13 protein-coding genes and 1 pseudogene are annotated in these 17,085 nt (G+C 71.4%); 5 read left to right on the top strand and 9 right to left on the bottom strand.

Annotation, left to right across the window (positions count from 1 at the left end):
- Window position 1: 1 nt before the first annotated feature.
- The 9 genes and pseudogenes from SLP03_RS28190 to SLP03_RS28150 form a co-directional block, all read right to left on the bottom strand.
- Window positions 2–982 (bottom strand): ABC transporter permease, encoded by a 981-nt coding sequence (locus tag SLP03_RS28190; protein WP_319463674.1) that lies wholly within the window; start codon window positions 980–982, stop codon window positions 2–4.
- On the bottom strand, window positions 979–2,052 hold the full coding sequence (locus tag SLP03_RS28185) for an ABC transporter ATP-binding protein (protein WP_319463673.1): 1,074 nt from the start codon (window positions 2,050–2,052) through the stop codon (window positions 979–981). Before SLP03_RS28185 ends, SLP03_RS28190 begins: the two co-directional genes overlap by 4 nt.
- Before the next feature lie 88 nt (window positions 2,053–2,140).
- A pseudogene (locus SLP03_RS28180) lies at window positions 2,141–3,802 on the bottom strand (ABC transporter substrate-binding protein); the annotation flags it as partial.
- Window positions 3,803–3,911: 109 nt separating this feature from the next.
- On the bottom strand, window positions 3,912–4,913 hold the full coding sequence (locus SLP03_RS28175; protein WP_319463672.1) for a LacI family DNA-binding transcriptional regulator: 1,002 nt from the start codon (window positions 4,911–4,913) through the stop codon (window positions 3,912–3,914).
- 404 nt (window positions 4,914–5,317) lie between these two features.
- Window positions 5,318–7,930 carry an AMP-binding protein gene (locus SLP03_RS28170; RefSeq protein WP_319463671.1) on the bottom strand — a complete coding sequence of 871 codons (2,613 nt, stop codon included), beginning with the start codon at window positions 7,928–7,930 and terminating at the stop codon, window positions 5,318–5,320.
- A gap of 127 nt (window positions 7,931–8,057) precedes the next feature.
- On the bottom strand, window positions 8,058–9,140 hold the full coding sequence (locus SLP03_RS28165) for an ABC transporter ATP-binding protein (protein ID WP_319463670.1): 1,083 nt from the start codon (window positions 9,138–9,140) through the stop codon (window positions 8,058–8,060).
- Window positions 9,137–10,699, bottom strand: coding sequence for an iron ABC transporter permease (locus SLP03_RS28160; protein WP_319463669.1), 1,563 nt, complete (start codon window positions 10,697–10,699; stop codon window positions 9,137–9,139). The genes SLP03_RS28165 and SLP03_RS28160 overlap by 4 nt, the downstream gene beginning before the upstream one ends.
- A 40-nt stretch (window positions 10,700–10,739) precedes the next feature.
- Window positions 10,740–11,768 (bottom strand): iron ABC transporter substrate-binding protein, encoded by a 1,029-nt coding sequence (locus SLP03_RS28155; protein WP_319463668.1) that lies wholly within the window; start codon window positions 11,766–11,768, stop codon window positions 10,740–10,742.
- A 270-nt stretch (window positions 11,769–12,038) separates the two neighbouring features.
- Window positions 12,039–12,419, bottom strand: coding sequence for a YccF domain-containing protein (locus SLP03_RS28150; protein ID WP_319463667.1), 381 nt, complete (start codon window positions 12,417–12,419; stop codon window positions 12,039–12,041).
- Between the two features lie 516 nt (window positions 12,420–12,935).
- Between SLP03_RS28150 and SLP03_RS28145 the strand changes: the two genes are divergently transcribed.
- The 5 genes from SLP03_RS28145 to SLP03_RS28125 form a co-directional block, all read left to right on the top strand.
- Window positions 12,936–13,361 (top strand): hypothetical protein, encoded by a 426-nt coding sequence (locus tag SLP03_RS28145; RefSeq protein ID WP_319463666.1) that lies wholly within the window; start codon window positions 12,936–12,938, stop codon window positions 13,359–13,361.
- 210 nt (window positions 13,362–13,571) lie between these two features.
- Window positions 13,572–14,585, top strand: a complete 1,014-nt coding sequence (locus tag SLP03_RS28140; RefSeq protein WP_319463665.1) for an SDR family oxidoreductase — start codon at window positions 13,572–13,574, stop codon at window positions 14,583–14,585.
- A gap of 50 nt (window positions 14,586–14,635) precedes the next feature.
- Entirely contained in the window at window positions 14,636–15,751 is a 1,116-nt protein-coding gene (locus SLP03_RS28135) for a Xaa-Pro peptidase family protein (RefSeq protein ID WP_319463664.1), read from the top strand.
- Entirely contained in the window at window positions 15,748–16,890 is a 1,143-nt protein-coding gene (locus SLP03_RS28130; protein WP_319463663.1) for an acyl-CoA dehydrogenase family protein, read from the top strand. The genes SLP03_RS28135 and SLP03_RS28130 overlap by 4 nt, the downstream gene beginning before the upstream one ends.
- 44 nt (window positions 16,891–16,934) lie before the next feature.
- Window positions 16,935–17,085, top strand: a 151-nt coding sequence (locus SLP03_RS28125; protein ID WP_319463686.1) for a DUF433 domain-containing protein, incomplete at its 3' end; no start/stop codon positions are given.

The following is a 17,085-nucleotide window of genomic DNA, read 5'->3' as shown; positions in this document are numbered from 1 at the left end:
CTCAACCCTCCTTGCGGGTACGCGGGTCGAGCAGCAGGTACGCCACGTCGGCGAGCAGGTTCGCCACCAGCACCGAGAACGTGATGACCAGGAAGATGCCCTGCATCAGCGGATAGTCCTTGGCGCCGACCGCCCGGAACAGCAGGAAGCCCAGCCCCGGGTAGGAGAAGACGATCTCCACCAGCAGGGTGCCGCCGACGATGAAGCCCAGGGACAGCGCGAAGCCGGCCACGTTGGGCAGCAACGCGTTACGGGCGGCGTAGTTCAGCGCCACCCTTCGTTCCGGCAGGCCCTTGGCGTGCGCCACGGTGATGTAGTCCTCGGCGGCGACGGTCACCATCATGTTGCGCATGCTGAGGATCCAGCCGCTCATCGAGGAGATCAGGATGGTGGCGGCGGGCAGCAGGCTGTGCCGCACCGCGCTGCCCAGGAAGATCGTGTCCGGGGCCGGCACCAGGCCCGGTTCGTAGCCGCCCGAGGAGGGGAAGAAGCTGCCCGGGCCGGCCAGCAGGGCGATCGCGACCAGCCCCAGCCAGAAGTACGGCACCGAGGACAGGAACGTGGTGGCCGGCAGCACCCCGTCGACCCAGGAGCCGCGCCGCCAGCCGGCCAGCACGCCCAGGCCGGTGCCGAGGGTGAAGCTGACCAGGGTGGTGATCCCGACCAGGGCGAGCGTCCACGGCAGCGCGTCGGCGATCACCGCGGACACCGGCGCCGGGAACGCGGTGAAGGACAACCCCAGGTCGCCGTGGAGCAACTGCTTCCAGTAGTCGAGGTACTGGTCCCAGAGATTGTCGTGGGAGTCGATGCCGAACAGCACGTACAGCGACTTGATCGCGTCGGTGCTGAGCTGCCCCTGGTAGCGGGAGATCAGCGACTTGACCGGGTCGCCGGGGATCATCCGGGGGATGAAGAAGTTGATGGTCAGCGCCGCCCACGCGGTGAACAGGTAGAAGGCCAGCCGGCGCAGCAGGTAGATCATCGGGTCACCGCCCGCGCGTCGTCGACGGTGGCCGGGTCGTAGAGCCAGCAGGCCGCCCAGTGGTCGGGGCGGTCGCCGACCTCCAGCCGCGGTGGCAGGTCCGCGGCGCAGCGCGGCATGGCCGCCGGGCAGCGCGGGTGGAACCGGCAGCCGGCGGGCGGCCGGATCAGGCTGGGCGGCTCGCCGTCGCCGCGTTCCCGCCCGGCGGCCACGGCGTCGCCGGTGATCTGGTCGGGGTCGGGCGCCGAGTCGATCAGCAGCCGGGTGTACGGGTGGGCGGGCGACTGGGTGACGGTCTCGCTGTCGCCGCCTTCCACCAGGCGCCCGGCGTACATCACCAGGGTCTCGTCGGCGAAGTAGCGGGCCGAGGCGATGTCGTGGGTGATGTAGAGGATGGCCAGGTGCAGCCGTTCCTTCAGGTCGCGCAGCAGGTTCAGCACGCCGAGCCGGATGGAGACGTCGAGCATGGAGACCGGCTCGTCGGCGAGCAGCACGTCCGGGTCGGCGCCGAGCGCCCGGGCGATCGCCACCCGCTGCCGCTGCCCGCCGGAGAGCTCGTGCGGGAACTTGTCCAGGTAGCGCTCGGCCGGAGTGAGCGCCACGCGTTCGAGCAGCTTCGCCAGCGCCGCGTCGAGGTCGGCGGCGGTACGGCCGGCGTTGCCGTGGATGCGCAGCGCCCGGGTCAGGTGGTAGCGCACGGTGTGCACCGGGTTCAGCGACGCGAACGGGTCCTGGAAGATCAGCTGGACCCGGCGGGCGTACGCCCGGAAGGGCCGACCACCGCGGACGGTGACCGGCTCGCCGTGCAGGCGGACGGTGCCCGCGGTGCGCGGATAGAGCTGCGCGAGCAGCCGGGCGACCGTCGACTTGCCGGAGCCGGACTCACCGACCAGGGCGGTGACGCGGCCGCGGCGCAGGGTGAGGTGCACGTCGTCGACCGCGTGCACGGTCGGTCGGGTGCGGGTCAGCAGGGTCCGCAGCCGCCTGCTCACGGGGAAGTGCTTGGTCAGGCCGACCGCCTCCAGCACCTCCTCGCGGACGACCGGGGCGTCCTTGGTGGGGGTCGTCATGCCGGGTTCCTGTCTTCTCGGAAGAGGGGGTCGCCGGTGGTCCGGGCGGCGCGCCCCGCCGCCCGGACCACTCCGGGCAGGAACCCGCCGGCTTCAGGTGCTGCACGACGTCGGCCGCGTTCGGCTGGGTCGGCTGCGCCGCGCCGTAGGCGTTCGCGTCGTCCGGCCAGCCGGTCCAGTTCTTCGTGCTGTACGCCGCGCCGACGTTGTCCGCGCCGACCGGGATCATCGGCGCCTGCTCGACGAAGACCTTCTGCAGTGTGGCCAGCGCCGCGGTCCGCGCGGCGTCGTCGGTGGCGTTGGCGTACGCGGCCAGTGCCGCGGTGGCCTCCGGGTTGTTGAAGCGGCCGAAGTTGCCGGCGGGGGAGGCCTTGCCGACCGGCTTGAGCAGCCGGCCGTCCATCACCGTCTGGTAGATGTCGTACGGCGTGGCGCCGCCGTTGGTCCACCGGAAGGTGGCGTCGAACTTGCCCTCCTCCACGTTGCGGAACCAGGCGTCCTGGTTGGCCTTGTCGACGGTGGCCACGATGCCGACCTTCGACAGGTTGTCCTTCACGATCTCCAGGCTGGTCTGGTAGTCCGACCAGCCGGCCGGGTCGGTGAGGGTGAGGGTGACCGGCTTGCCGGACGGGTCACGCAGGGTGCTGCCGGAGTAGGTGAAGCCCGCGTCGGTGAGCGTCTTCTTCGCCCCCTCGACGTCGACCTTGTGGTCCTTGCCCTTGTACTCGGCGGAGATGTAGGCGTCCCCGGCCGGGCTGGGCAGTCCGGTCACGCTGCGCACCAGGGGGTGGAAGTAGCCGGCCTCGGCCTGGTTGAAGATGTCGTCCCGGTTGATCACCATGCTCATCGCCCGGCGCAGCGCCGGGTTGTCGAACGGCTTCTTGGTGGTGTTGACGTACAGGCCGTGGATGCCGAGCACCGGCGGCGCCCACACCTTGTGGTTCGCCTCGTCCTTCGCCACGAAGACGGTCTTGACGTTCGGGATGAAGACGAAGCTCCACTCCGACTCGCCGTTGGCCAGGGCGGTGGTCTGCGCGTTGTTGTCGGTGTACGAGGTGTAGCGCAGCTCCTTGACCTTCGGCAGCTCCTGCCAGTAGCCGCTGGTGCGCACCGACAGCGTGGTGGTCTGCGGGGTGAACGACTTCAGGGTGTACGCGCCGCTGCCGATCGGGTTCTTGTCGATGTCGGTGGTGGGGTCCTTCATCGTGGACCAGACGTGCTTCGGCACGATCGGGACCTGGGCCAGGACCTTCTGCTGGTTGACGAACTGCGGGGAGTCGAAGGTGAGGGTCACCTCGTTGCCACTGCTCGACGCCGACTTGTACGGCGTCGCGTACTGGTTCAGACCCTCGTTCTCCTTGATCAGGTTGTAGGTGAACGCGACGTCCTCGGCGGTGACCGGCTTCCCGTCCGACCAGGTGGCGTTGTCGCGGACGGTCACCTTCACCGAGGTGTAGTCGGGGCTCCACTCCGCCTTGGTGGCCAGCCACGGCTTGAACGGCTCGGCGGGCTTGACCGGGTTCCACATCATCAGCGGCTCGTAGAGCTGCCAGCGGTAGCCCAGCGACGACGCCGAGGAGGTGGTGAGGAACGGGTTGTGGTTCTCGGTCTGCGGGCCGTTGGGCATGCCGACGTTGAGCACCGTCGCGCCGCCCTTGTTGTCGCGGGCCTTGGTGTTGGCGGTCTCGCCGCAGCCGGCGAGGGTCACCGCGCCGGCCAGCGCGATGGCGACGAACTGTCGTCTTCTCATGGTGGTCTCCCTCGGTGCTCCCGCCTTGGGGGAGCGGACGGTGGTGGGTGGAGGGTGTGCGGTGCCGCCGCCGGTCGGGGCGGGCCCGGCCGGTGGTGTGGGAGCGGGGTCAGGTGGCGGTGGTCGAGGCGCGCACGGTGAAGCTGGTCGGGATGACGGTCGGTTGGTCGGGCAGGGGTGCGCCCGCGAAGTGGGAGATGAGCGAGCGGGCGGCCGCTGCGCCCATCTCCCGCAACGGCTGGCGTACCGAGCTCAGTGGCGGGTGGGTGTGCCCGGCCAGGGGCAGGTCGTCGAAGCCGACCACCGCCACGTCCTGCGGCACCCGGCGGCCCGCGTCGCGCAGGGCCTGCAGGGCCCCGGCGGCGGACAGGTCGTTGTGGGCGAAGACGGCGTCGAACGGCACGCCGGCGGCGAGCAGGCCTTCCACCGCCGCCCGGCCGCATTCGAAGGTGAAGTCGCCCTCCACCACCAGCGTGGGGTCGATCGGCAGGCCCGCGTCGGCGTAGCCGCGGGCGAAGCCGTCGAGCCGCTCGCGGGTGCAGCCGAACCGGCGCAGGCCGGTGACGACCAGCGGGCGACGTCGACCGAGCGCCAGCAGGTGCGCGGCGGCGGCGCCGGCGCCGGACTCGTTGGTGGTGCGGACCGAGGGGAATCCGGGCTGGTGGCCGCGGTCGTCGATGAGCACGACCGGTAGGCCCCGCTCGTGCAGGGCGGTGATGTAGTCCAAGGTGCCCTCCGGCTCGACCACCAGCAGCCCGTCGAAGGACTTCGCCGAGACCTGGGAGGCGAACCGCCGCATCGACTCGTCACCCCGGTTGCAGGTGAACAGCAGCAGGCCGTACCCCTCGGTCTCGACCACGTCGACCGCCCCCTGCAGCACCTCGCCCATCCAGGGCCAGGTGAGGGCGGGCACCAGCATGCCGACCACCCGGGTGCGGCCGCGGGCCAGCCCGACGGCCCGGGCGCTCGGCACGTAGCCCAGGTCGGTGATGACGGCCCGCACCCGGTCCGCGGTCCGGCCGTCCACTTCGCCCTTGCCGTTGAGCACCCGCGACACGGTGGTCTTGCTCACGCCCGCCCGGGTGGCGACGTCGGCGATGGTGATCGGCACGTGACGCTCCCGGATCGCAGGGATGGCGGGGGTGTTGCGGAACCGGTTGCGGAAGCGGTTCCGTCGCAGTCAATCGAAGTGACAGCGGTCACGTCAATAACGGCGACGTAACAAAACATGGCTTACTTCAAGTCCTCAAAGAAGTGCCTGGCCAGGGTGTGTGCCGCACGAACCGGCGCGGATACCTGGCGGCAGGTGGGCAGAGGGCGGCTGAGCAGCGTCGATGTCCCCGTACCGCCGGATACTGCGGATGGCGCACCTCGACGACACCCCCACCCCGCCGGAGCCTGGTCTGGTCCGATTCCGAGGCGGTCGCCTACCCGGTGCGCCGGGCGCCGGCGCTGGTCGGCCGGATCCGCGCGCTGCACGGCAGCCACCCGGCCGGACGTCCGGCTTGCCGAGGATCACATAGGAAACCAGAGACGCTGCTTGGTGGAACGCCAGCGCTGCGCTCGGGGCACCTGATCAGGCAGGCGTTGGCACAGGGCGGAGAGCGACCGCATCACGCGCGTCGCCACTGACGCGCAGGCGATGCCGACGGCGAGTGAGGCGATCAGTGCCAACAGGGGAGAGTGCTCCTCGACGCGTGGGTAGATCTGCCAGTGGGTGAGGTAGATGTACAGGGAGCTGCTGGCGAGCACCCCGGCGAGGCGGTTGAGTGCGGCAAGGCTCGGCACAGTCGGTACCCATACCAGCAACGACAATCCGCCGATGATGACCGCCTCCCGTTCGGGCTGGCCGAAGAAGCCCGGGACGGTTGCCACGATTGCGACGGTCACGCACAGTCGCTGCCATACGGTGTGCGCCTTGGCCGCGGACCAGCCGAGCGCGAAGAGCCAGAAGACCACGACGGCTGATGAGCTGGGGACGTGGGCGCGGAGACGGAGCAGGTCGTAGCGGGTGAGCAGCCCAAGGGTCATGAGAGCTACGGGTAGCCCGAACGGGAAACGTCGCTCCACCCGGTCCACGAGGGGTACCGCCATGACGCCGGCCAGGGCGAGCAGGATGTAGATGAGCGCCTCGATAAACCAGAAGTGCCATTCCGAGCGGCCGTCGTCGGGACCGAGGATGCTGTTGAGCAGGAAGACGTTCGTCAGTCGATAGTCGTCGGTGAGCAGAAGCGCTACGGCGATCCAGGTCATGGTCGGCAGCGCGACCCGGGCGATGCTGCCGCAGAGGCGTCGGGCGCGTTCCCGGCGGTCGGCGCCGGTGAGGTGGAAGCGCGCGAAGTTGAATCCGGCGAGCCCCAGCAGCACGTGGGCACCGCCCTTGACAGTGAAGAGCGGGATGTGCGAGCCCACGATGGCGACGATCGCCAGGGCGCGCAGCGCCACGCTGGTCTCCAGCGCCCGCCGTCGGGTGCGGGCTGGTTGCGCGGGCGGGTGGAGGTCGCGGATCGGCAGCGTGTGCCAACCCGCCGGCAGATGGCCGAGCGCCTGTTCGAGCCGCAGCGACATCTCGACGTAGGACAGCGAGTCCCCGCCGAGGCTTACGAAGCTGCTGTCCTCCGTGACGTCGGCCCGGTCGAGGATCTCGGCGTAGAGCTGGCACAGGTCGACCGGTGCCGCGGCCGGCGGCGGCACGCTGGCCGCGTCGGTGGGGACCGCTCGTGCGCCGTCGGTGGCAAGCGCAATTACCCGTACGGCGCCGTAGTCCGGCTTGCCCGTCACGAGCCGGGGAAGTTCGGTGAGGAAGCACACGCGGATCGCCCGTGGCGGGATCGCGCACTCCCGCGCCACCAGCCGCCGGATGTGTGCCGCGTCGCCGTCGCCCTGCACTGCGACGATCAGTTCGCCGTCGGCACCGACGCAGCATGAGTGCAGGCCGTGCCGATCGAGCAGCGCCTCGATACGCTGCGGGTCGATCCGCAGACCCAGGATCTTCGCGAAGCGACTCCTGCGGCCGATCACCTCGTACAACCCGTCGGCCGTACGCCGGGCGACATCCCCGGTGTGCAGCTCGTCAACGGTGCGGCCCAGGCGCAGGTCCGACGGGCTCTCGGCGTAGCCCAGCATCACGTTGGGCCCGGTATACACGAGTTCGCCGGTGTCCGGGCCCGGGTGCTCGGGGAGCGCCTCGAGGCGGAAGGACCCGCCCGGGATCGGGACGCCGATCGTCTGCGAATGAGCCGGCGCGAGACTCGGCGGCAGATACGCCATCCGGGCCGTCGCCTCGGTTTGGCCGTACATCACGAACAGTTCCCAGCCGTTGCGCTGTCCGAGCGCCGCGTAGTGCGTGACACGCTCCGGCGCGAGCCGACCCCCGGCCTGGGTGACGTAGCGCAGGTGAGGCAGGCGCATGGTGGCGAAACCGATCCGGTCGAGCAGTTCGAAGGTGTACGGCACGCCAGCGAAGGTGGTGCCGCGACTTTCGTGGAACAGATCCCAGAAGCAGGAATCAGCGACCGAGAGGTCGGTGAGGATCAACCCGGCGCCGCGCACGAGATGGCTGTTGATTACGGAAAGGCCGTAGCAGTAGTGCATGGGCAGCGTCGTGGCGGCGCGGTCGCCGACGCGGATGTCGAGGTATTCGGCGATGGACTCCGCGTTCTTCTGCAGGTTCTCGTGCGACAGCCGTACGAGCTTCGGCGAACCTGTTGATCCGGAGGTGCTGAGCAGCAGCGCGAGGTCGGGGTGCAGGGTGTGCCTCGAAACAGCACGCCGCTCGTCGAGCAGCCACTGTCTCCCGGACGGCCGTGCGACGACATCCGGGTCGTACGCCGCGACCAGGGATTCGATGGCGTCTGGGTGGTCGCCGGGGATCAGCAGGACTGGGTGACCGGCCGCGAGTGCCGCGAGGTAGATGACGACGGACTCTACGGTGTTGGCACCGGCGAGCAGCACCAGCCGTCGTTCCCGCCCGAGTCGGGTGGCGGTCAACTCCACCCGCGCGGCCAGCTCGCGGTAGGACATCTCACCATCAGGGGTGATCAGCGCGGTCCGGTCGCCATATGCGGCCAGGTCACGGGCGAAGGGAACCGCCCTGGTGTGGGAGAGAAGGTCGAAGGGGGGTGTCACGGGGAGTATCTTAAGGCAAGCCTTACCTAACTATTTCGCCGCCTACCTCGAAGACGAGATCAGGTTGGTTGCTCGCTGGTACTGATCAAAGGAAGAAGTCGCGAGCCCACTGCCCGCGTTGCCGGGGCTAACCGACCGCGCTGGGCTCGATGCCGACGGGCTCGGCCGCGCCGACGGTGGATTGCGGATAGGCGGGGACCGTCCCGCGTACCCGCACCGTCACGGGGTTACCCACCGCTGGCAGTTCGGTGCTGGTCAGTCGGGTAGTGATCTGACCGCCATTGGCAAGCGTGAGGGTCGCGGCCGCGTCGTGGCCGTAGAACCGGACCTCGGCGACGGTGGCTCGGATGCCGCCCAGGTGTGGCTCGACGAGCTGTACCTGCTCCGGCCGGATCACCACCTGCGCGGCTCCGTCGGCGCAGTCGGGGTTTACCGGGAGCTCGCCAAGCGCGCAGGTGGCCACCCCGTCCCGAACGCTCGACGGCAGCACCATGGCCTCGCCGACGAACGATGCCACCGCGGCATCGGCCGGGGTGTGGTAGAGCTGGCTCGGGCTGCCGATCTGCGCGAGCCGACCGCTGCGCATGACGGCCACCTGGCTGGCCAGCGATAGTGCCTCGGCCTGGTCGTGGGTGACCAGGATGGCCGTGCTGCCGGCGGCGGCCAGCGCCTCGGCGACAGCCCGCCGCGTCTCGTCCCGCAGGCCCGCGTCCAGCGACGAGAACGGCTCGTCCAGCAGGACGACGGCCGGCCGGGGGGCTAGCGCCCGGGCCAGGGCGACCCGCTGCTGCTGGCCGCCGGAGAGCTCGTGCGGCTGGCGCCGGGCCAGGCCGGCGTCCAGCCCGACGAGTTCGAGCAGTTCCGCCACCCGGTGCCCGGCCCGGCGTTCGACCCGAGGTAGGCCGAAGGTGATGTTGGCGGCGACGTCCAGGTGGGGGAAGAGGGCACCCTCCTGGGCGACGTACCCGACGCCGCGGCGGTCCGGGGGGACCCACTGCCCGCCGCCGGCGACTGTGTTCTCGCCGATGACGATCTCGCCGGTGTCCGGGCGATCGAAACCGGCGATCATGCGCAGCAGGGTTGTCTTCCCGCAGCCGGACGGACCGAGGATCGCGGTCAACGTGCCGGACGGCACGCTGACATCGATTCCGCGCAGGACGTCTACGGTGCCGTACGCCTTGGTCACTGCCTGCACGGTCAGTTCCGTCATCGGGGTGTCACCTTCTTCGAAAACCGGGTCAGCAGGTACGACGCCGGTATCGAGATCCCCACCATGAGAGCGGCGTACGGGGCGGCGGCGCCGTAGGCGATGCTGTCGCTGTTGCTCCAGAACTGGGTCGCCAGGGTAGTGGTGCCGATCGGCGCCAGCAGCAGCGTGGCGGTCAGCTCGGTCACCACGGCCAGGAAGACCAGCGCGGCGCCCGCACCGAGGCCGGGGGCGACCAGCGGCAGGGTCACCCGCCGCAGCACGCCCAGCCGACCGGTGCCCAGTGACCGCGCGGCGTCGTCCAGGCTGGGCGGCGCCTGCACCAGAGCAGACTGGACGCTCACCATCGACAGCGGCAGGAACAGCACGGCGTAGGCCACGATCAGCAGGGTCGTCGTCTGGTAGATGGGCTGGGCGTACCGGATGGAGATCGTTACCAGGGCCAGGGCCACGACGATGCCCGGAAGGGCATGACCGAAGTAGGTGCTCCGCTCGACGACCGTACTGAACCGGGAGCGGTGACGTACGGCGAGCCAGGCCACCGGGATGGCCAGCAGAGTGGTCACGACGGCGCCCGCGGCGCCCAGCCCGACGGAGGTGAGCGCGGCGGTGGCCAGCTCGCCGAGCGGGAACGTGGTCGAGCTACCGATGGCGAGCCAGTAGAGCAGGCTGCCGAGCGGCACGCCGAGGGCAAGAGCGGTCAGTCCGGCCACGCTTCCGAGGGCCAGCGGCGTGTACCGACCGAGCTGGACGCGGGCGGCTGGGCGGGCCGCGCCGGAGCCGAGCCGAGCGTACCGGTGGCGACCGCGCATCCACAGCTCGGCGAGCAGCAGGAGCAGGCAGAGCAGGACCAGGACGCTGGCCAGCATGGTGGCCGCCGGTCCGCCGAAGGTGGCCTGGTACTGCTCGTAAATGCCGGTGGTGAAGGTCGGGAAGCGGAGCATCTGCAGAGCGCCGAACTCGGCGAGCAGGTGCAGCCCGACGAGGAGCATCCCGCCGAGCATCGCCGGCCGTAGTTGGGGCACCACCACCCGGGCGAAGGTCCGCACCGGCCCGTGCCCGAGCGCCTGGGCGGACTCCTCCAGGGCCGGATCGAGGCCGTGCAACGTCGCCGCGACGGGCAGGTAGACGAGGGGGAAGTAGGACAGCGTCACCACCAGCACCGCTCCCGCGTACCCCTGGACGCTGGCGGTCAGCGACACCCAGCCAAAGCTGTTCACGAATGCCGGCACCGCGAGCGGCGCCGCCAACAGCACGTGCCACAGCCGGCGGCCGGGCAGGCTGGTCCGCTCGACCAGCCAGGCGGCGCCGGTGCCGACGACCGCACACAGCAGGGTGGTCGCGACGGTCAGCGTCACCGTGTTGCGCAGCAGCTCGCCGACCCGGGGCCGGAAGATCAGCCGGCGGGCCTCGTCGAATCCGACGCTGGCCGAGAACCAGGCCACGAAGAACAGCGGCACGAGCGCGAGCAGCGCGACGAGGAGCGAGAACGCGGCGACGCCGGTGGGGTAGGCGCGGGCCCGCGCCCCCCACCGGCGAATGGCGACGGCAGATGCTGTCATGCCGCCGGCCGGCTCACTGCCGTTCGTCGTGACGCGTATGTCACAGCAGGCCCTCTTGCTGCATCAGCTCGACCACCTGCGGCCCGTTGAGCTTCGCCGGGTCGATGGTCGGCGCGCCCAGTTCGCTGAGCGGCTTGAGCTTGGCGTTGGCCGGTACGCCGCTGGCGACCGGGTACTCCAGCGCGGTGCTGTCGGCCAACACCTGCTGGCCCCGCTTGCCGGTCAGGTACCTCACCAGCTGCTGCGCCTCGGCCTGGTGCTTGCTGGCCCTGGTGACGCCAGCACCGGACAGTGAGACGAACGCGCCGGGGTCCTGGTTGCCGAAGAACGGCAGCTCGGTGTTCTTGCTGTTGGCGCCAGCCTCGGCGCGGTCCTTGTACCAGTAGTAGTGGTAGATCACCCCGGCTGGAATCTCGCCAGCGTTGACCGCCTTGAGGATGGCCCCATTGCCCGGGTAGACCTTAGCGTTGCTCTGCAGGCCGTTCAGCCAGGCTGTACCCGCGTCGGTACCCTTCGCGGCCAACACGGCGCTGACGATCGCCTGGAAGTCCGCGCCGGCGGCGGCGACGCCGTACCGGCCCTTCCAGGCGAGATCCGCCAGGTCCATGATTGACTTCGGCAGCTGCGCGGCGGGCAACTGGCTCGGATTGTAGACCAGCACCGTGGCCCGGGCGGCGAAGCCGACCCAGGTCGAGTCGGACGGCCGGTAGCCGGCCGGGACCTGGTCGAGCGTCGCCTGGTCGACCTTGGCGAACCCGTTCTTGCTCGCGACCAGGCTCATCGCCGGGGAATTCTCCGTGATGAACACGTCGGCCGGCGACTTCGTGCCCTCCTGCACGAGCTGGTTAGCGAGTTCGAAGTCCTTGCCGGACCGGATGTTGACCTTGATGCCGGTCTCCTTGGTGAAGTCCGCCACCATCGCCTTCGCCAGATCCTCATGCTGTGCGTTGTAGAGCGTCAGCGTCTGCTTGCCACCCGGGGAATCACCGCCGGAAGCGCAGGCAGAGCTGAAGGCGAGCAGGGCGCCGGCGGCCACGGTGGCAGCGAGCACCCGTCTGGTACGAAGCATGGAACCTCCCGAGAATCTAGCTGAGGTTAGCCTAGGCTAACTTGATCTCCATGTCGGGGGTCAGCTCTTGATGAAGTCGGCGGCGTCCCCGCTACACCGCCCTCGGCCTGGTCGTGCTCCTCGCCCGTGCGGTCGTCACGAACCTGTTCGTGCTGCACGACTCACCGCTGAGCGCAGTGCTGCTGCTGGTGACGGCCGTGGCCGTCGCCGCGGTCCGGCGGCCCGGGCGCGGGGCGTCCCCCGCACGAGCGGTACGTGCGCGCCAGCGGCTCACGGCGACTCGACGACCTCCTGGCCCAGCGGCCAGAGCGCCGCGGGCACGAGCTTGAAGTTCGCCACGCCGAACGGGATCCCGATGATCGTGACGCAGAGGGCGAGGCCGGCGACGAGGTGGGAGAGAGCGAGCCACCAGCCCGCGAGCAGCACCCACAGCACGTTCGCGGCTCCGGAGGCGATCCCCGCACCCGGTCTGGGCACCAGGGTGCGGCCGAACGGCCACAGCGAGTACGCGGCGAGGCGGAGCGAGGCCACCCCGAACGGAATGGTGACCACCAGGGCGAAGCAGACCAGCGCGGCCAACCCGTAGCCGAGGGCGAGGACGATCCCGCCGCCGAAGATCAGCCACAACAGGTTCAGCACGAAGCGAATCACGTGCCCATCGTGGCAGCCCGCAGCCACATGGAGGAATGGCCGACGGTACGGGCCGGGGTCACACCAGCGCCGTCGCGGCGATCTCCTCGGCTGATCGGGTCGCGTCGACGGGCAGCAGTCCGCCCAGCATCCGGTGGCGGTCGAGTAGGGGCACCGCCGCAGCTCGGTAGGACCGCAGGTCGGCGTTGGCTGGTCACCCGGACCCGGCGCCGACCGGCTGCCGGTCCGGCGAGTCGCCGGCATTATCGCCCTGTGCCGGAAAAGTCACCAGCTCGCACGTTTGCCACCGATTGGCGCGGGTAGCTGCCGAGACGTCAGGCCGCGCCCGGGCCGTCCGAGGAAGGGGCAGAGCCCTGTTTCCCGCCATCGACCGTCCGGCCGGCGGGCCGACGCCCGCCACCCACCGGAGGCGCCACCGTGGTGCCGCTCGACCAGCCGGGCAACGGCCTCGACCTGCGGGCGGCCGAGGCGGAGACCTACCGGGTGGCGTGAGCCGACGGGGAGAGGAGCGGGGCGATGGACGCGACGACCGCGGCGCCGGTGTGGCGCACCAGCGCTCTCGCGCGGCTGGCCTGGGGCGCGACCCTGACCCTGGTGCCGCGCCGGGTTCTGGGCAAGTGGGGCCGTCCGAGCGGGCTCGCGGTGGCGACGCTGCGGGTGCTCGGCGTCCGACACCTGGCCCAGGCGGCGGTGACCCTGCGCCGGCCGACCCCGGCAGTGCTCACCGCCGGCGCCGCGGCGGACGTGCTGCACGCGGCGAGCGCGCTGGCGCTCGCCGCCGTCGACCGCCGGCAGCGTCGCATCGCCCTGCTCGACACGGCGATCGCCGGCGGCTGGACGGTGCTGGACCTCCGCGCGGCCCGCCATCCCGGGCGGTGGACCGTCCGGCGAGGGCGCCGCACCCCCGATCACTGGACGCGCGTGACGGGAGGGCGACGATGAGGGCGCGCGAGGTGCACCACCAGACCGGGCGGGTCCTCGTGGTGGTCTGCGACAAGGTGGAGGTCCGCCCAGCCAGGGGCGCACAGCCTGCCCTCCGGGCCGACCAGCGCGCCCCGGTTGCCCGACGCGCACACTCGCCCGGACGGTCCTGACTAGCACGGCCGGCTGGGGGTACTGCCGGAGAGGACGAACGAGACCGGGAGGGGTGACATGGGCCGGAAGCGGCAGGATATGCGGGTAGCGGTGATCACGGGGGCCAGCGCCGGGGTGGGGCGGGCCACCGCCCAGCTGCTCGCCCGGCGGGGCACCGCCATTGCCCTGCTGGCCCGCGGGCGTACGGGTCTCGACGCCGCCGCCGACGAGGTACGCGCGGCCGGCGGCCGGGCCCTCCCGGTCGAGGTGGACATGGCCGATTACGAGCAGGTGGCCGCCGCCGGGCAGCGCATCGAGGCCGAACTGGGACCGATCGACCTGTGGATCAACGACGCCTTCAGTTCGGTCTTCGCCCCGTTCCAGGAGATCCGGCCCGAGGAGTTCCGGCGGACGACGGAGGTCAGCTATCTCGGTTACGTGCACGGCACCCGGGTAGCGCTGTCGCACATGGCGCCGCGCGACCGGGGGACCATCGTGCAGGTCGGATCGGCCCTGGCGTACCGGGGCATTCCGCTGCAGGCCGCCTACTGCGGGGCGAAGCACGCCATCGTCGGGTTCACCGAGTCGTTACGCTGCGAGCTGCTGCACGACAAGAGCAACGTCAAGGTGACCATGGTGCACCTGCCCGCGGTCAACACCCCGCAGTTCGGCTGGCTGCTGTCCCGGCTGCCCCGGCACGCCCAGCCGGTACCGCCGATCTACGAGCCGATCGTCGCGGCCCGGGCGATCGTGGCCGCCGCCGACCGCCCAGGGCGGCGGGAGTACTGGGTCGGCGCGCCCACCGCGCTGACCATCCTCGGCAACCGGCTGATCCCCGGCCTGCTCGACCGGTACCTGGCCCGGACCGGGTACAACTCCCAGCAGACCTCCCAGCCGGCCGACCCGAACCAGCCGAGCAACCTGTGGCAACCGGCGGACGGCCCGGCCGGCCAGGATTTCGGGGCGCGGGGTGACTTCACCGACCGGGCGCACAGCCACAGCCCGCAGGCCTGGCTGTCCCGGCACCGTCTCGTCACGGCCGCAGGCCTGGCCGGCGCCGCGGTCGGCGCGGTGGCCTGGCGCCGGCACTGAGCCCGCCGACCGGGATGGGCCGGCACCCGAACGAACGTTAAGCTGGGCGGGTGGGAACAGACGAGCTGTACCCGGCCGACCGGCTGACCGCCGCGCAACGCGCCACCGCCGCCGCGGGGCTGGACGCGCTGCTGCTCACCCCCGGCTCCGACCTGCGGTACCTGACCGGGTACGACGCCCACGCGGGGGAGCGGCTGACCTGCCTGGTGCTGCCCGCCGAGGGTGAGCCGACGCTGATCGTGCCGGTTCTGGAACGCCCGGCCGCCGAGGCGTCCCCCGCCCCCGCCACCGGCGTACGCATCGTCGACCACGCCGACGGCACCGACCCGTACCCGCTGGTCCGCGCGGCGCTGCCCGGCCCGGTGACGGCCGTCGGGCTGGCCGACCGGATGTGGGCCGAGCAGGTCCTCGCGCTGCGCGCCACGCTGCCCGCCGCCGCCCAACGGCTCGCCGGCGAGGTGCTGCGCGAGCTGCGGATCCGCAAGTCGCCCGCCGAGGTGGCGGCCCTGGCCGAGGCCGGCGCGGCGATCGACGCGGTGCACACCCGGATGGGCGAGTGGCTGCGCCCCGGCCGGACCGAGGCCGAGGTGGCCACCGACATCGCCGCCGCGATCCGCGCCGCCGGTCACGTGACCGTCGACTTCGTCATCGTCGCCGCCGGGCCGAACGGCGCCAGCCCGCACCACGGCACCTCCGACCGGCCGATCGGCGCCGGCGAGCCGGTGGTGGTCGACATCGGCGGCACCATGCCGTCCGGCTACCGCTCCGACTGCACCCGCACGTACGTCGCAGGCGGCCCCGCCCCGACCGACTTCACCGACTACTACACGGTGCTGCACGAGGCGCAGCGCGCGGCGGTCGACGCCGTCCGCCCCGGGATGACCGCCGAGGCGGTCGACGCGGTGGCCCGCGACCTCATCGCCGCCGAGGGCTACGGCGGCGCCTTCCTGCACCGCACCGGCCACGGCATCGGCCTGGACGGGCACGAGGAGCCGTACGTGGTCTCCGGCAACGCCCGTCCGTTGGAGGCCGGCATGGCGTTCTCCATCGAACCCGGCATCTACCTGGCCGGGCGGCACGGCGCCCGGATCGAGGACATCGTCGTCTGCACAACGGACGGCGTGCAACGGCTCAACACCACCCCCACGGAGCTCATCGCGCTATGACTGTCGACCGGATCCTCCCCACCGACGAGGCCCACGACCTGCTGGACCTCGCCACCGAACTCGCCGACCGCGAGCTCGCGCCGAAGGCCGCCGGCTTCGAGGAGCGCGCCGAGTTTCCCCGCGAGGTGCTGCGCACCCTGGGCCGCGCCGGCCTGCTCGGCCTGCCGTACGCCGAGGAGCACGGCGGCGCCGCCCAGCCGTACGAGGTCTACCTGCAGGTGCTGGAGATCCTGGCCAGCCGGTGGCTCGCCGTTGCCGAGGCGGTCAGCGTGCACACCCTGTCCTGCTACCCGGTGGCCCAGTTCGGCACCGACGAGCAGCGCAAGCTGCTGCCCGACATGATCGGCGGGGAGCTGCTCGGCGCGTACTGCCTCTCCGAGCCGCAGGGCGGCTCCGACGCCGCCGCCCTGACCACCAGGGCGGTCCGCGACGGCGACGCGTACGTCGTGACCGGCACCAAGGCGTGGATCACCCACGCCCGGGTCGCCGACTTCTACAACATCTTCTGCCGCACCGGCGGCCCCGGGCCGAAGGGCATCTCCTGCCTGCTGGCGGACCGGGCCACGCCCGGCATCCACCCGCAGGCCGCCGAGCGGACCATGGGGCTGCACTCCTCCCCGGTCGCCCAGATCGCCTTCGACGACGCCCGGGTGCCCGCCGACCGGCTGATCGGCGGCGAGGGAATGGGCTTCACCATCGCCATGTCCGCGCTGGACTCCGGCCGCCTGGGCATCGCCGCCTGCGCGGTGGGGCTGGCCCAGGCCGCCCTCGACTACGCGGTCGGGTACGCGCGGGAGCGGCAGCAGTTCGGCCGGGCGATCATCGACTTCCAGGGGCTCGGCTTCAGCCTCGCCGACGCGGCCACCCAGATCTCCGCGGCCCGGGCGCTGACCCTGGCCGCCGCCCGGCTGCGGGACGCCGACCGGCCGTACTCGATCGAGGCGGCGAAGGCGAAGCTCTTCGCCACCGACATGGCGATGCGGGTGACCACCGACGCGGTGCAGGTGCTCGGTGGGGCCGGCTACGTCGCCGACCACCCGGTCGAGCGGTACATGCGGGAGGCGAAGGTGCTGCAGATCGTGGAGGGCACCAACCAGATCCAGCGCCTGGTCATCTCCCGCGCGCTGGCGAAGGGCTGACCTGTCGCGGTGACGTTCCCCCGGATCACCGTCGACCCCACGTCATGGGTGGTGCGCCCTGCGTGCGGCAGTCCCGGATCCCGGTCGCCACCCTGCTGGCGATGATGGCCGAGGGCATGTCCGTCACGGACATCCTCACCGACCTGCCGTTCCTCGATGAGGAGGACATGGCGGAGGTGCTGAACTACGCGGCGG

The organism is Micromonospora sp. RTP1Z1, assembly GCF_033804685.1.
Lineage (GTDB): Bacteria > Actinomycetota > Actinomycetes > Mycobacteriales > Micromonosporaceae > Micromonospora.
The sequence above is the reverse complement of the archived record's forward strand: the minus strand, read 5'-3'. Positions and strand labels throughout refer to the sequence as shown.

Bases quoted from the DNA above. Each gene is read 5' to 3' on its own strand.
- SLP03_RS28190 (WP_319463674.1), bottom strand. From the start codon at position 982: ATGATCTACCTGCTGCGCCGGCTGGCCTTCTACCTGTTCACCGCGTGG.
- SLP03_RS28185 (WP_319463673.1), bottom strand. From the start codon at position 2,052: ATGACGACCCCCACCAAGGACGCCCCGGTCGTCCGCGAGGAGGTGCTG.
- SLP03_RS28165 (WP_319463670.1), bottom strand. From the start codon at position 9,140: ATGACGGAACTGACCGTGCAGGCAGTGACCAAGGCGTACGGCACCGTA.
- SLP03_RS28160 (WP_319463669.1), bottom strand. From the start codon at position 10,699: ATGACAGCATCTGCCGTCGCCATTCGCCGGTGGGGGGCGCGGGCCCGC.
- SLP03_RS28155 (WP_319463668.1), bottom strand. From the start codon at position 11,768: ATGCTTCGTACCAGACGGGTGCTCGCTGCCACCGTGGCCGCCGGCGCC.
- SLP03_RS28145 (WP_319463666.1), top strand. From the start codon at position 12,936: ATGGACGCGACGACCGCGGCGCCGGTGTGGCGCACCAGCGCTCTCGCG.
- SLP03_RS28140 (WP_319463665.1), top strand. From the start codon at position 13,572: ATGGGCCGGAAGCGGCAGGATATGCGGGTAGCGGTGATCACGGGGGCC.
- SLP03_RS28130 (WP_319463663.1), top strand. From the start codon at position 15,748: ATGACTGTCGACCGGATCCTCCCCACCGACGAGGCCCACGACCTGCTG.